At 65.6% G+C, this 14,096-nt stretch carries 14 protein-coding genes; 9 read left to right on the forward strand and 5 right to left on the reverse strand.

Annotation, left to right across the window (positions count from 1 at the left end; all coding sequences use genetic code 11):
* Positions 1–2 precede the first annotated feature (2 nt).
* Genes ABIB49_RS09295 through ABIB49_RS09305 form a run of 3 tightly spaced genes read right to left on the reverse strand, consistent with a single transcriptional unit; the run spans position 3 to position 2,905 of the window.
* The gene (locus tag ABIB49_RS09295) at positions 3–704 is read right to left on the reverse strand and encodes an NADPH-dependent F420 reductase (protein ID WP_354156991.1); all 702 of its coding nucleotides are present in this window, start codon (positions 702–704) and stop codon (positions 3–5) included.
* Positions 682–2,553 carry a Na+/H+ antiporter gene (locus ABIB49_RS09300; RefSeq protein ID WP_283480839.1) on the reverse strand — a complete coding sequence of 624 codons (1,872 nt, stop codon included), beginning with the start codon at positions 2,551–2,553 and terminating at the stop codon, positions 682–684. Before ABIB49_RS09300 ends, ABIB49_RS09295 begins: the two co-directional genes overlap by 23 nt.
* Positions 2,554–2,587: 34 nt before the next feature.
* The gene (locus ABIB49_RS09305; protein ID WP_283480840.1) at positions 2,588–2,905 is read right to left on the reverse strand and encodes a DUF6221 family protein; all 318 of its coding nucleotides are present in this window, start codon (positions 2,903–2,905) and stop codon (positions 2,588–2,590) included.
* Between the two features lie 523 nt (positions 2,906–3,428).
* Here ABIB49_RS09305 and ABIB49_RS09310 point away from each other — a divergent pair.
* Positions 3,429–4,145 carry a GAF and ANTAR domain-containing protein gene (locus tag ABIB49_RS09310; RefSeq protein ID WP_226775411.1) on the forward strand — a complete coding sequence of 239 codons (717 nt, stop codon included), beginning with the start codon at positions 3,429–3,431 and terminating at the stop codon, positions 4,143–4,145.
* A 62-nt stretch (positions 4,146–4,207) separates the two neighbouring features.
* Here the strand turns inward: ABIB49_RS09310 and ABIB49_RS09315 are convergent, their stop codons facing one another.
* Complete coding sequence (locus ABIB49_RS09315) at positions 4,208–4,459, reverse strand: DUF2630 family protein (protein WP_226775412.1); 252 nt, start codon at positions 4,457–4,459, stop codon at positions 4,208–4,210.
* Between the two features lie 251 nt (positions 4,460–4,710).
* On the opposite strand from ABIB49_RS09315, the gene ABIB49_RS09320 reads away from it, so the two are divergent.
* The 7 genes from ABIB49_RS09320 to ABIB49_RS09350 all read left to right on the forward strand — a co-directional run bounded on the left by ABIB49_RS09320 (position 4,711) and on the right by ABIB49_RS09350 (position 10,319).
* Positions 4,711–5,277, forward strand: a complete 567-nt coding sequence (locus ABIB49_RS09320; protein ID WP_226775413.1) for a type 1 glutamine amidotransferase domain-containing protein — start codon at positions 4,711–4,713, stop codon at positions 5,275–5,277.
* 173 nt (positions 5,278–5,450) lie between these two features.
* Entirely contained in the window at positions 5,451–5,882 is a 432-nt protein-coding gene (locus tag ABIB49_RS09325; RefSeq protein WP_226775414.1) for a VOC family protein, read from the forward strand.
* A gap of 57 nt (positions 5,883–5,939) precedes the next feature.
* Positions 5,940–6,296, forward strand: a complete 357-nt coding sequence (locus ABIB49_RS09330; RefSeq protein ID WP_226775415.1) for a cupin domain-containing protein — start codon at positions 5,940–5,942, stop codon at positions 6,294–6,296.
* Positions 6,297–6,422: 126 nt separating this feature from the next.
* Positions 6,423–6,632 carry a hypothetical protein gene (locus ABIB49_RS09335; protein ID WP_226775416.1) on the forward strand — a complete coding sequence of 70 codons (210 nt, stop codon included), beginning with the start codon at positions 6,423–6,425 and terminating at the stop codon, positions 6,630–6,632.
* 69 nt (positions 6,633–6,701) lie between these two features.
* Positions 6,702–7,511 (forward strand): alpha/beta fold hydrolase, encoded by an 810-nt coding sequence (locus tag ABIB49_RS09340; protein ID WP_282358767.1) that lies wholly within the window; start codon positions 6,702–6,704, stop codon positions 7,509–7,511.
* Positions 7,508–8,221, forward strand: coding sequence for an esterase/lipase family protein (locus ABIB49_RS09345; RefSeq protein ID WP_354156992.1), 714 nt, complete (start codon positions 7,508–7,510; stop codon positions 8,219–8,221). The genes ABIB49_RS09340 and ABIB49_RS09345 overlap by 4 nt, the downstream gene beginning before the upstream one ends.
* Positions 8,222–8,279: 58 nt before the next feature.
* Positions 8,280–10,319, forward strand: a complete 2,040-nt coding sequence (locus ABIB49_RS09350; RefSeq protein WP_354156993.1) for a putative bifunctional diguanylate cyclase/phosphodiesterase — start codon at positions 8,280–8,282, stop codon at positions 10,317–10,319.
* On the opposite strand, the gene ABIB49_RS09355 is transcribed toward ABIB49_RS09350, so the two are convergent.
* Positions 10,316–11,065, reverse strand: a complete 750-nt coding sequence (locus tag ABIB49_RS09355; protein WP_282358764.1) for a GAF and ANTAR domain-containing protein — start codon at positions 11,063–11,065, stop codon at positions 10,316–10,318. The genes ABIB49_RS09350 and ABIB49_RS09355 overlap by 4 nt on opposite strands.
* A gap of 245 nt (positions 11,066–11,310) precedes the next feature.
* Between ABIB49_RS09355 and mgtA the strand changes: the two genes are divergently transcribed.
* Positions 11,311–14,052: a magnesium-translocating P-type ATPase gene (gene mgtA / locus ABIB49_RS09360; protein WP_354156994.1), complete on the forward strand. Its 2,742-nt coding sequence runs from the start codon at positions 11,311–11,313 to the stop codon at positions 14,050–14,052.
* The last annotated feature ends 44 nt before the right edge of the window (positions 14,053–14,096 follow it).

Consider the following 14,096-nt stretch of genomic DNA (forward strand, 5'->3'; position numbering starts at 1 on the left):
TCTTAGACGGTGCGCGGAGCCCGGGCCAGGTTCTCTTCCAGCTCGGCGGCATTCTGCCGCTGGCCGTAGGCAGGCCGGTCCCGCTCCACCCGCCAACTCTCGGACAACGGGCCGATATTGACCGTGTCGAAGCCGAATTCGTCATAAAGCCGGGTGACCAGATCCGCAGCCTCGGGAAAATCGCTGGCCGTGGCCAATGCGCGGCGGTTGGGCATGCCGGCGGGCTCCCCGTCGGTGGTGATCTGCGAGAACATAATGTGGTTGAAGGCCTTGGCCACCTTGGAGGCGGGCAGGTGTTCCTGCAGGAGCCCGGACGTGGTGGCTTCCCCGTTGTCCAGTGCCGGGAAATGGCCGTCCCGTTCCCAGTAGTAGTTGTTTGTGTCGACCACGACCTTGCCCGCCAGCGGCTCCACGGGAACGGACCCAAGGTTTTTGAGCGGTACGGTTACGACGGCGAAGTCGCCCGCCGCTGCTGCCTCGGCCGGGGTCGCGGCCCGGGCGTGCGGGCCGAGTTCCGCGACGAGGTCCGTGAGGGTTTCCGGTCCGCGGGAGTTGCTGATGACGATGTCGTAGCCGAGCTGCACCGCTTTGCGCGCAATCTGGCTGCCAATGTGTCCTGCACCGATGATTCCGATTGTTGTCATGTCAGAGCCAACACCGCACGGGGGCAGGATATTTCGCTCAGCCCAGAAGGTCGTCCTCATAGCACCAGCGCCAGTCCTCACCCGGTTCGATGCTCCGCATGACGGGATGGCCGGTCGCGGTGTAATGCCGGGAGGCGTGGGTTCCGGGCGACGAATCGCAGCACCCCACGGCGCCGCAGCTCAGGCACATTCTGAGGTGGACCGGCGTTGTGCCTTCCCGGACGCACTCCGCGCAAAACGGGTTGCGCGGCGCGCCGGCGTCCGGCGCGGATGCCAGGTGATCGCACACCCCGCCGGGCTGGGCAACTCCCTCGCCACCGCCGCTGGAGAGGTCCAAGTCCTCCGCCGCAGCGTCCAGCATCGATTCCTCAACATCCAACCGGTCCAGGACCGAACTGAGGACCTCATGCGGATACGCGCCGCCGCGCCGCAGTTCCAGTACTTTCGTCCGTTCAGCGTCCAGCATGGCCAGGCGCAGATGCGCATAGCGCTGGCTCGGTGTCGCCGTCTCCGCCGACGGCCGGCCGAGCCGTTCCCAGGCGGCCAGCCCGCGCTCCTGGGTGCGGCGCTTAAGCATTGCCATGACTTCCGGAGGATCGTTCTCGGTGCCGATTTCCGCCAGCCGTTCCACCCCGGCTGCCGTGGCCAGCTGCATCAGGGACGCCTGATTGAGGGCATCTTCGCGCTGGTCCGGACCTTGGACCCCCAGCAGCCGGACCAGCGCGGGAAGGGTAAAGCCCTGCAACGCCAGGGTTCCGCCGACCACCACCATGGCCGCAAGCACCAGGACTGACCGGTGTTCCAGGTCCGCCGGCAGCACCAGCACGGCGGCGAGCGTAACAACACCGCGCATACCTGCCCAGGAGACGATGGCTGCATGTTGCCACGGCGGGGACGGATCCTTCCGGCGGATGGCAGGAATCAGCCGGGGCAGGTAGGTTACCGGGAACACCCAGACCGGACGGAGCAGCAGCACTGCCAGCAGAATCACGGCACAGCCTGCCCAGATCCGGGATGCCCCCAGTGAATCGCCCTGGACTCCGTCAATGATGGTCCGAACCTGGAGGCCGATCAGCAAGAACACGGAATTCTCGAGCAGGAACTGGGCCGTGTGCCAGTTGCTGCGCTGGCTCAGCCGCGCGGCGCCGTTGGGCATGGACGGCGACTTTGTGCCCATCACCAGGCCGGCGACGACGACGGAGAGGACGCCGGAGGCGTGGATCGCCTCCGCCGGGAGGTACGCGACAAACGGTGCCATCAGCGAAATGGAGGTGTTGATTGCGACGTTTCGGGTCCGTTTGCGCACTTGCGTCAGGACGTAAGCCGCTGCCAGCCCGGCCACCAGTCCGCCGCCGGCCGCGAGCAGAAACCCGCCGGCCACCTGCGCGGCGGAGACGGTTCCCGCAATGGCGGCGATAGCCGCCCGGAGACAGACCAAGGCGGTCGCGTCATTGACCAGCGACTCGCCTTCCAGGATCGTAACGATCCGGCGGGGCATGCCCACCTTGCGCGCGATCGCAGTGGCGGCGACGGCGTCCGGTGGCGCGACGACGGCGCCCAGGGCAATCGCTGCAGCGAGCGGAATCTCGGGGAACAGCCACCAGACAACGAAGCCCACGGCGAGCGTGCCAAAGATGACATAGCCGACCGAAAGCAGGCCGATGGCCCGCCGGTTGGAGCCAAAATCGAACAGCGAGGTCTGCAGGGCCGCGGCGTACAGCAGGGGCGGCAGCAACCCCACCAGGACAAGTTCGGGGTTCAGTTCGATGTCCGGTACGAACGGCAGGAAAGATCCGATCACTCCCGCCAGCACCAGTAACAGCGGAACGGAAATGTTGATTTTCCGGCCCAGTGCGCTGCCCGCGCAAACCACCGACACAAGCGCAATCAGTCCAAGAGCAACTTCCATGTAGCCATTCTGTCAGGCGCCGTCGGAGGAGAGTCTAGGTTTGGTGCCAGTCCTGCTCGAAGTCAGGGTGGTCGATGTACGGCAGGGCGAGGGCGTTCAGTGAGCGCTCCATCCATTCGAGGGACTGCGGGATCCAGCCGGCGTCCTGAGTCGGGGCGCTGACCAGGGCTGCAAGTGCCGCCTGGCGGGCTGATTCCACGATTCGGATCAGGCGTTTTTTCGCCTCGCATTCGAGCAAGAGGCGCTGTTCGTACCAGGCGCCGGATTGCGAGACGGTCCGGTCGCCGAGGAGGGTCCGCGCCACGGCCTCGTCCTCGCTGATCCGCTCAGACAAAAATTCGACAATGTCCACATCGTGAGCGTACGCGCCGTCCTTGGCCGGCAACCAGCCCCGCCCGCCGAGGCAGCTAGTTACCTGCCGGGTGGCCGGTGTCCCCGGGGCTGACGAAGCGGCACGAACCCTGATGCCGTTCGGGCAGGACGCACGTCCGGCCCGAGGGCAGGTGCACGTTGCCGCAACGGCCGGTCATGGCTACGTCCTCGCGAATGTGCGAGCTGCTGGCATCTGGCCGGTCCTGGCTGGGGTGCCCATTCGGGGGGCCACTGGGTGGATTGCCTTCTGGACTGTTCATATCTGCAGCTCCTTGGAGAGTATGCCGTGCCGGATGGGTCCGTCTCTCGAAAGGGGCGGCAAGACCAGCCTCGCACCCCCGGATTAACTCCGGGTTACCATTCGGGAAGGTCCGGGTCTCCTGGCGGGCGACGGGACCAGGTCCGGCAAAGGCGTATATTTCACAGTGAAGAGACATTGGATTTACCCGGCCAAGATGAGGTACGCCACGATGGTGCTAGGTGTAGCGCAAAACGGTGATCGGATGGACGGTACACGCGGAATTTCTCCGATCAGCGCGGCGGCACTTGCCGTCCGCCTCGGTGACATCGCCCGCGCGCTCCAGCACGAGGACGACCCCGAGTCCATGCTGGCCGGCGTGGTGCACGCGGCCCTGGAACTGGTGCCGCACGCGGCCGAGGCTTCGGTCAGTCTCGTCTCGCCCGGCCGGAAGATTGACTCGCGTGCCGCTTCCAGCGATCTTCCGCGCCGGGTGGATGCGCTCCAGAGCGAGACCGGGCAGGGGCCGTGCCTGGACGCCTCCTATGACAAACGGGTTGTCAGCGTTCCAGACCTCAGCACGGACCAGCGCTGGCCGGATTTCTCCGCGGCGGCCTTCAAGCTCGGGGCGAGAAGTATGCTCTCCTTCCAGCTATTTGTGAACGGAAACCACCTCGGAGCCCTAAACCTCTTTGGTCGGGAGGCTGGCGCCTTCGACGCCGAATCGGAGCGGATCGGGGCAATGGTGGCAGCCCATGCGGCAGTGGCGCTGGCCGGTAGCCAGCAGGTCAGCCAGCTCACCCAGGCCCTTGACACCCGGGACCTGATTGGACAGGCCAAGGGAATCCTGATGGAGCGCTATAAGATCACTGCCCAGCAGGCCTTCCTGCTCCTTTCGCGGGCCAGTTCGGAGTTGAACATCAAGCTGCGCGACGTCGCCGAGAATTTAACCGTCAGCGGGGAAATGGCAAGCAAGGGCTGAGACCGGCCGGGCCGCAATCACCCCGCAGGACGCTCACCGCGCCGGGGCTGTGTGCCGTGGAGCTAGGAGTCGTAGTTTTCCACTTGATTGGTGGGGCGGGGCTGCGCCTCATCCGGATCTTCGCCATACTGCCGCTTGGCCCGGCGCTGGCGCAGCAGGTCCCAACACTGGTCAAGGTCCTCTTCGATGCCCTTGAGGCGGGCATGCTCCGGGCCGTGTTCGTAATCCGCCGAAGATGAGGGCGCCTTCTCGCGGAGAGTCTGCTCTTCTTCCACCAGGGCTGAGATTCGCTTCAGGATGTGTTGTTCGTCCATAACGGCCTTCTTTCGGGTAGCTGTCCTTGTGCCAGAGTAGCGAGGTGTTGGTGGGCTGGCCAGAGGACCGTCGTGTGGTGGTGGTTCATCCGGATGCCCGCCGCCGCCCGGCATCAGCCGCCAGCATAATCAGCTTGCTTATGAGTTTGGGGCTTCTTAGGGTGGATGCCGTAAGGAATTAATCTCTCCGAGTGGAGGACCCGGCCCGTCCGATGGCTGCGTGGACCTCCCCGGATACCAAAGGAGGACCCATGTCAGAACACAACATTTCCGGTAAAAAGGTTGCCTTCCTGCTGACCGACGGCGTGGAGCAGGTGGAACTGACCAGTCCCTGGAACGCCGTCAAGGAGGCCGGCGGCGAGCCCACTCTCGTGGCGCCCGGCCGGGGCAAGCTTCAGGGCTATGACGGCACCGAGAAGGGTCAGGTGTTCGACGTCGACCTCACTGTTGCCGACGCAAACGCTTCCGATTTCCACGCCTTGGTGATCCCCGGCGGCGTCGTTAACGCGGACAACCTTCGGGTCGACAAGGACGCCCAGGCCTTCACTCGGGCATTCTTTGAGCAGCATAAGCCGGTGGCCTCGATTTGCCACGGGCCGTGGTTGTTGATCGACGCCGGCGTCGTGCGCGGCCGCAATGTCACGTCCTTCCACACACTCCAGAGCGACCTGAAAAACGCCGGCGCCAATTGGAGCGACCAGGAGGTGGTGGTGGACCAGGGCCTAGTGACCAGCCGGAACCCGGACGACCTCCCGGCTTTTAACGACAAGCTGCTCGAAGAGATCGCAGAGGGCGAGCACGCCGGACAGACCGCGTAGCCGGCGCCGCTCCACCAGGACAGCGTAGGGGGTTCGCTCGCTCTGCAAACGGCAGTGTTCACCCCTACCCTCAGGGACCGATTTGCGGGATGATATGGCTGCACGGTGCACCGGCCTCCGCCGCCCCAACCCTCCCTGTACCGGCCGGATCCAAGCCGCTAGGAGTCCTGGACATGACCACGTTGAACCCCTACCTGAGCTTTCGCGACAACGCGAAGGAAGCCATGACGTTTTACCAGTCCGTGTTTGGCGGTGAACTGACCATAAGCACTTTCGGCGACTACCAGATGAGTGAGAACGCCGGCGAGCAGGACAAAATCATGCACGCCAGGCTGACCGCGGGAAACGGCATGGTGCTAATGGGGGCTGACACGCCGGAAGCGATGGGCTACAAGCCGGGCAGTAGCATTTCGGTCTCACTCAGCGGTTCCGACGAGACCGAATTGCGCGGCTACTTCGACCGTCTTGCCGACGGCGGAGCGGTGACGGTGCCGATGGAGAAGTCTCCGTGGGGAGACGTCTTTGGAATGTGCACGGATAAGTACGGGACCGACTGGCTCGTCAACGTCGGCTCCGAGCCGGGACAGGCGCCGGCCGAATCTTAGGCCACCTGCCGCCCCGCCCCTCTGGCGGGGGCGTCGGGACGGGCGTATGCTCGCGCCATGGGACAGGATCCGGTGGTAGCAAACCCCTCGCTGTACCGGGTCATTTTCGAAAACGACCGGGTCCGAGTCCTCGAGTACCGCGACGTGCCGGGCGATAAGACAGTGCCCCACGGGCACCCGGACAGCGTGATGGTCACACTGAGTTCCTTCCGCCGGAGGCTCTCCGGCCAAGGTGGCGACGTCGACGTCGAAATCCCGGCCGGGGCGGCCCGCTGGCTCGCCGCTCAGGACCATTCCGGCGAGAACACCGGGGACACGGAAACCCACACCGTCTTCATTGAACTCAAAGAACCACCGCCCGGGAAGAATCCGGATGACGGGGTACCGCCGCCGCTCGGCCCGTCAGGGAGCTAGCCGGCACCCGGGCCGCTGACCGCCCCAGGCTGATGCCCCGGCTACCGTCTCCGCGCGGCCGAGGGTATCCTGTATACGGCCGTTACTCCCCGTTCGAGACCCCTTTCCGGCCGAGAGAGGCATGCCATGACTGAGAAGTTACACCTCACCCCGGAGGATGAATTCCCCGAGGACCTCAGCGCAGTGGCGGACAAGGACTTGCAGGTCCTTGACAGCCAAGTTCAGCGGCAGCTGGACTACGAATACGTGGCTGAGGGCGAACCGAATCCGGAGACCGAATTCAGGCACTACGACCTCGATGAGGAGTTCAGCGAACGGGACAAGCGGCAAGGCTGAGGCGTGCTGCCTGGACGCTTACCCGACGCTGGCACGGGGCAAAAAACTAAGACGGCGTGGAAACGAAAAATGCAAAGCGGAGGCTGGCCCGCACCCGTTCAGGTTGAGGCCGCAGGCCATCTGGGCCACGTGTTCGCGTCCAGTACCCCGGCCCGGGCGGGGGCGCCGCGCACCGCCGTTGTGCTGATCCACGGTATCGGCGTCTCGCACCGCTATTTCACCCGGCTCCAGGGTCTGCTGGCGGAATCCGTTGACACCTACGCGATAGACCTTCCCGGTTTCGGAGCGACACCGCGTCCGGAGCGCACCCTCTCCGTTGAGGACCAGGCCACCTACATCCTGGGTGCCCTCGAACAGCTCGGCGTCCTGGAGTTTGTGCTCGTCGGGCACTCGATGGGCGCGCAGTTCGCCACGGCTGCGGCCCTGCAGCAGCCCCACCGGATCGCCCAGCTGGTCCTGATGGGGCCGGTAGTTGATTCGAAACGGCGGACCGTGCTGCAGCAGGCCCTGGCGCTCAGCCGGGACAGCCTGTTTTACGAAAGCCCGTCCTCGAACGCCCTTGTCCTCACGGACTATTTCCGGTGCGGCGCCAGCTGGTACCTGAAAACGCTGCGCGTCATGATGGACTATCCGACGGAAAAGCGCATCCCCGGGGTCACTGCGCCGGTCCTTGTGATCCGCGGTGCCGACGACCCCGTGGCCTCCGTAGACTGGTGCCGCCGGTTGGCCGGACGCGCAGCGAACGGGCAGCTGCTGGAAATCGAAGGCGCCGGGCATGTGGTGCAGCACAACCGATCCGAGGACGTGGCGGCAGCCATCCTGGACTTCGCCGGGATCCGCCGTCCGGCAGAGGAAGTTCACCCGGGGCGCCCCGGATGAGCGGGGTCCTGCAGCGGGTCCAATGGTGGATCCAGGACTACCTTTACGCCGCCGGCCGGCAAGTCCGGAGCGCAGCTTCCCGGACCGGGCCGGAGGATTTCCTCAGCGGGACGGCCCGGCCCGTCGTTGTGATTCCCGGAATCTACGAGGACTGGCGCTTTATGCTGCCGCTGGTCCGGCGGCTTCACAAGGCAGGACATCCGGTGCATGTGCTGGCCCTGCTGCACCGGAACCGGCTTCCCGTGCCCAGGGCCGCGGATGCGATTGCCGGCTACATCCGGGATCGTGACCTCTCCGACGCTATGATCGTCGCCCACAGCAAAGGCGGACTGATCGGTAAATTCGTGATGATGCAGCTGGACCCCGACCGCAGGATCACGGGTATGGTGGCGGTCTGCTCGCCGTTCTCCGGCTCGCGCTACGCCTCGTTTATGCTGCTGCCGAGCCTGCGCGCCTTTTCGCCCCGGAATGCCGTGACCCTGCAGCTGTCCAGGGAGGAACGCGTGAACGAGCGCATCACCTCGGTCTACGGGCTGTTTGATCCGCATATCCCAGAAGGCAGTGCGCTTCCCGGCGCCCGGAACATCCGGCTGGACACCGCCGGCCACTTCAGGATCCTGGCTCACGAGGACACAATCCGCACTGTCCTGGACATAACAGCCGCGCCGGGGCCGGCACTAGCGGTCCGCCCCCGGGAGGCAGGGGGTTAGTCTGTCAATGGACTTATCAAATTCCGGACCCCGGACTGACCTTTCAGGGGCTTTCAGCATGCCACTTCCCAGGGCATCTCCCGAGCCGGCGGGATCGCCGCACGTTGCCGACGGCGTTCCCCCGGAGCTCTTGGTGCGGGCGCTCTCAGCCACCTCCGAGATCTCCCTGATCACGGACTCGGCTCAGAGAATCATGCATGCCAGCCGCTCCTTCAGTGCTATTACCGGCTACGCGGAGGCCGAGGTGCTGGGAAACAACTGCCGGATCCTCCAAGGTCCGGGCACCGCACCCGAGACCGCCAAGGCCATCCGCGACGCCTTGTTCCGCGGTGAGCAGTTCCGGGGCGACATCCTCAACTACCGCAAGGACGGCTCGCCGTTCTGGAACGCCCTGACCGTCACCCCGCTCTTGGATGAGGACGGCCAGGTTACCCACTTCGTCAGCGTGCAGCGCGATATCAACGCCCGGATGGCAATGCACGAACAGCTCCGGTTCCAGGCCACCCACGACCAGCTGACCGGCCTGCCTAACCGCACCGCCTTGGACGCCCACCTTGCCAAAGTGCTGGACCCCGACGATGGCGTCAGGCCGGCCGTCGCCCTCGGGCTGATCGACCTGGACCGGTTCAAGGACGTGAACAACGCCGTCGGTCACAGTGCCGGTGACGCGATCCTGGCAGCTTGGGCCGCCCGGATGCAGGCTCTCCTCCAGCCGGCGGAGTTCTTGGCGCGGATGGGAGGCGACGAATTTGTCCTCGTGGTGGAATACGCGGCCGGCGATGACACCGCCGTGGCGCTCGACGGGGTGCTCAAACGCCTCGGCCGCAGCGTTGAAGAAAGTTTTGCGGCGGCCGGCGAAAGGATTTCCCTGACCATGAGCGCGGGACTGGCGTCTTCGCCCCGCAACGGCACGGAAACGCGCACCTTGCTGCGCGGCGCCTACGCCGCCCTTAATGTGGCCAAAACCCGTGCCGGCGGACCGGAGAGCTGGTGGGAACTGGCCGCGGATGCAGCCGACGGCCGCGTGGCTCCCGGAACCCTGCCGGGCACGCGCGTCCCCGGCAGCATGCCGGTGCACCCGGGCGCCGGCAGCGGCCCCGTGAACCTCTTGAAGGAACGGCTGTTCGGCGGCGGGTTGGAAATGTTTATGCAGCCGGCCGTAGACCTCGGCGCCGGCAGCGTCTACCTTTTCGAGGCCCTGGCCCGGCTGAGGCTGGTGGATGGCAGCGTATTGCCGCCGGCAGCGTTCCTCCAGTACCTGAGCGAGGCGGAGACCGACAGGCTGTTCCGGCTTGGACTGGACCAGGCGTTGGCCTGCCTCCCGGCCTGGGACGGGGAGGGACTTTCCGCGAAGGTCTCCGTTAACATTGCGCCATCGACCCTGTTGGATCGGGACTGCCCGACGTTTGTTGAAGAGTCGCTTCAGCGGCACGGGATCGCGCCGCAGCGGCTTGTCCTGGAACTGCTCGAAACCGGAACGACGGACTGGGACGCGGTGCACGCTCCGCTGAGCAGGCTGGTCCAGCTGGGTGTAGGCCTTGCAATGGACGATTTGGGGGCTGGCTACAGCAGCCTGAAGCGGCTGTCCATGCTGCCGTTCACGGCGGTCAAGATTGACCGGGACATGCTCAGCGGACTGCGAACCAGTCCGCTGGAATCACTCAGCCTAATCGCCACACTGGTGCAAATCGGACGGGATTTTGGCATGACGGTCGTAGCCGAAGGCCTTGAGGATCTTGGGATGACCGAGGCGGCGGCCGTGATGGGCGCGGGGTACGGCCAGGGCTACCACCTTGCCCGCCCGATGCCTGCTTCCGAGGTACCCGAATGGACCGCGGAGTTCGAATCGCGGGAATACCCCCACCAGGTCCGGACGGCTCTGGGGGCGCTGGCATACCACTGGAAATTCCTGCGCCTCGGTTCCCCGCACCCGCACAAGATTGAGGACTGTCCCTTCACGGGATACCTTGCCGCCCGCAGCGGGCGCCCGGACGACGTCGACCGCTGGCATGCCCAGCAGCACAGGGCCGGCAGCAGCTCCGGTGCCAGCCGGATGATCGTGGATAGGCTGGTCCGGGAGATCCGGCGCGGGGCCTAAACCTCGAAATGCGTCCTGGCAGGACCCTTGCCGAGCGACTCCACGACTCTGGCCGCCACAGCATGCAGCTTAACGTTGCGCGCACTGGAAGCAGCCTTGAGCAGTTCGAAGGCCTCAGCTTGGCTGCAGCGGTTCTGGGCCATGATGATACCGACCGCGACGTCGATCCCGGTCCGTGTTTCCAGGGTCGCCTTGAGGTTCGCGGCAGTGTCGCTGAAGTGCGCAAAACGTACCGCCAGCCGCAACGCCAGGGAAGTCTGGCTGACGAAGTCCTGGGCCAGGTCCATCGCCCTGCCATCGAACCTTCCGGACCTGTGTGAATACAGGTTGAGCGCGGCCCGCGTGTCGCCGTCGAGCAGGAAGGGCAACGCCAGGATGGACCGGACCCCGTGGCCGCGCATGGTCATGGCGTACCGGGGCCAGCGCCCGCACTCCTCGAGATCCCTGATATGCACGGTTTCCTGTTCCCGCGAGGCGGTCACGCACGGGCCGTCACCGAAGGCGTACTGGATTTCGTCCATGGACTGGGCGGCCGGACTGCTGCTGGCGACCGTCGCTGCCTTCCGCTGCCGGAAAAGGGTAATTCCGCAGAGAATCTCGTCTCCGGGCTCCGAAAGGCTGCGCGCGGAGATCCGCGCCAATTCGCGCAAGAACTCCTCCACGTCGGAGCTGTGAAGCACCAATTCATGCAGGTGCTGGTGGGTTGAAGTTTCGTCAATTGAAGCTGCGGTCGATTCGCTGGCCACTGCCGTGCCGTTTCACTCAGGTCAACACGATCCGGACGGTCTGCGCCCCACGTGCAGCGGAGCGGCTGTGGCGGATGCAGGCGGCGGGATCGCAGAACAATCCAACGGCTTGCTGCAAAACCGTACCGGGAAATTATATACAGCCGGTGCCCGCATCCCTGACCGCGCCCGCCACCGTCGGGGCCCGCAACGGCAAGCTCCCGGACGTACCCTTGGACATAACCCGACGTTGGAACGGAAGCTCCATGCCAGATCTCGATATCCGGGAACCGCGTTCCCTGCCACTCACCATTGCAGACGCCGCCCACCGGCCGGTGGAAGAGGTCCTGGCGCAGCTGGGAGCAGGCGTGAACGGCCTGAGCAGCACCGAGGCCGCCCGGCGGCTCGTGTCGCTGGGACCGAACGCGTTACGCACCCACCAGGCCAGCGGATGGTCAGTTCTGGCCCGTCAACTGCGCAGCCCCATCCTGATCCTGCTGCTTGTCACCGCCGGGCTCTCCCTGTTCCTTGGCGACGCCACGAACTCGATCGTGATCGGTGTCATCCTGCTGGTCAGCGTCGGTCTCGGGTTCAGCAATGAATTCCGGGCCGAACGCGCCGCGGAGGCACTGCACTCCCGTGTCACCCACCGTGCCGTTGTAGTCCGCGACGCAACCGTGCAGGAAGTGAACGTCACCGCCCTGGTGCCGGGCGACATTGTGCACCTGGCTTTGGGCGCGATCATCCCCGCCGATATCCGGCTGCTGAGCGCCAAGGACCTGCTGTGCGATGAAAGCATCCTGACCGGGGAATCGATGCCTGTCGCCAAAGACCCTGCCCCGGTCCCCGGCGCGGCGGCGCTGGGGGACCTGACCTCATGCCTGTTTATGGGGACCGTGATCCAGGCCGGTAACTGTACCGGCGCGGTGGTCGCCACCGGCGGGCGGGCCGAATTTGGCCGGATCGCCCTGGGCCTCGGCGAACGGCAGCCCCAGACCGAATTCCAGCTGGGCCTCCAGCGCTTTTCCTACCTGTTGCTCCAGGTCGCGATCGGCCTCACATCCCTGATCTTCATCGCAAACCTGCTCCTGCAACGGCCGTTAATCGAGTCGCTGCTGTTCTCACTAGCGATCGCCGTCGGGATCACGCCGCAGCTGCTGCCAGCCATTGTGAGCACGAGCCTTGCCACCGGAACCCAGCAGCTGGCCAAACGCAAGGTGCTTGTCAAACGCCTGGTCTGCATCGAGGACCTTGGCGACATGGACGTTTTGGTCACGGACAAGACCGGAACCCTGACGGAGGGCCGGATCAGCTTCACCGCCGCCCTGCCCGCCGGCACCGGCATCACCGCCGGCACCGGCATCACCGCCGGTGAGCTGCTGACCCTGGGGCTGCTTGCCACCGAAGCCGACTACACCGAAGCCCAGGCCTCACCGGTGGGCCTGAATCCGTTGGACGCCGCGCTGTGGGCATCCGCAGGGGGCGCTGACTTCGCGCCCGCCCGGTACAAGCGCCTCGACGTTATCGACTTCGACCATCTGCGGCGCCGGACCAGCATACTGGTCAGCGAAGCCGGCGCCGCGCCCCGCATCGTCACCAAGGGATCCCCCGAAGACGTCCTGGCGCTCTGCGGAGATATCCCGGCCAGTGTCCAGGCGATGCTGGACGAACAGTTCAACGCCGGCTCACGGGTGGTTGCTGTCGCCACCCGAGCGGCTGTCGGACTGACGGCTATCGGTCCCGCCGACGAAAAGGACTTGGTTCTCGCCGGTTTCCTCATCTTCCTGGACCGGCCCAAGGCCGCCGCGCGCGCCTCCCTGGACAGGCTCGCGGAACTCGGCATTACTGTCAAAATCGCCACGGGCGACAACGCCAAGGTGGCGGAGAAAGTCTGCGACGAACTCGGGGTCCCCTCCGGCGGAACACTCACCGGCGCCGAAGTCGAGGCCATGTCCGATCCGGAACTGGCCTCTGCCGCGCGTGAGGCCAGCATCTTCGCCCGCGTCTCGCCCGAACAGAAGGCCCGGATCATCAGGCTGCTGCGGCGCAGCGGCGGGTCGGTCGGATTTATGGGCGACGGCGTCAACGACGCGCTGGCGCTGCACGCGGCGGACATCGGCATCTCTGTCGACAGCGCCACCGACGTAGCGAAGGATGCCGCCGACGTTGTGCTGCTGGACAAGGACCTGGGCGTCCTGGCCGAAGGAGTGATGGAAGGCCGGCGGATCTTCGCCAACACCATCAAATACGTCCTGATGGGCACCTCCAGCAACTTCGGCAACATGTTCAGCGCCGCAACGGCCTCGGTGGTGCTGAGCTTCCTGCCGATGCTGCCGGGGCAGATCCTGCTGAACAACCTGCTCTACGACGCCGGCCAGCTCGCCATCCCGGGGGACCGGGTGGACAAGGACCAACTCGTGGCGCCGTCGCGCTGGGATATCGGCTTTATCCGGCGCTTTATGTTCGTCTTCGGCCCGATCAGTTCGCTGTTCGACTTTGCCACATTCGCCCTGATGCTGTTCGTCTTTGATGCCGTTCCCGGCGAATTCCGCGCCGGCTGGTTTATCGAATCCATCGTCACGCAGACACTGATCATCTTTGTCATCCGCACCCGGCGGGTGCCTTTCTTCCGCAGCCGACCGTCGCTGGGCCTGGTCGGCGCCTCCCTGGGCGTGGTGGCAGTCGGCGTTTACCTGCCGCTCTCGCCGCTGGCCGGCGTGCTTGGGTTCGACCCGCTGCCCGTCCCCTTTTTTCTCGCCTTGCTGGGCATGGGGGCCGTGTACCTGGTACTGGTTGAAATGGCCAAACTCTGGTTTTATGCCCGCGCCGCCCTGCAGCGACCGCCCACGCCTGTTGGGGTGCGGCGCCGCGGCCGGACCCACCGCATCGCCCGCCGGGCTGCACGCTTCAGCATCGCAACTGCGGGCCCCTTGCTCCACAACCGGGGACCGGGGCGCCGGCGCGGCCGAATCCGGGCCCAAAGGCCCTCACACCCAGAGCGCTCCTGACAGATAGTGGGAGGAACGGCCAACCGGCTAGTTTCCCAGCCCGC

The organism is Arthrobacter sp. UYCu512, from assembly GCF_040547075.1.
Classification (GTDB): Bacteria; Actinomycetota; Actinomycetes; order Actinomycetales; family Micrococcaceae; genus Arthrobacter.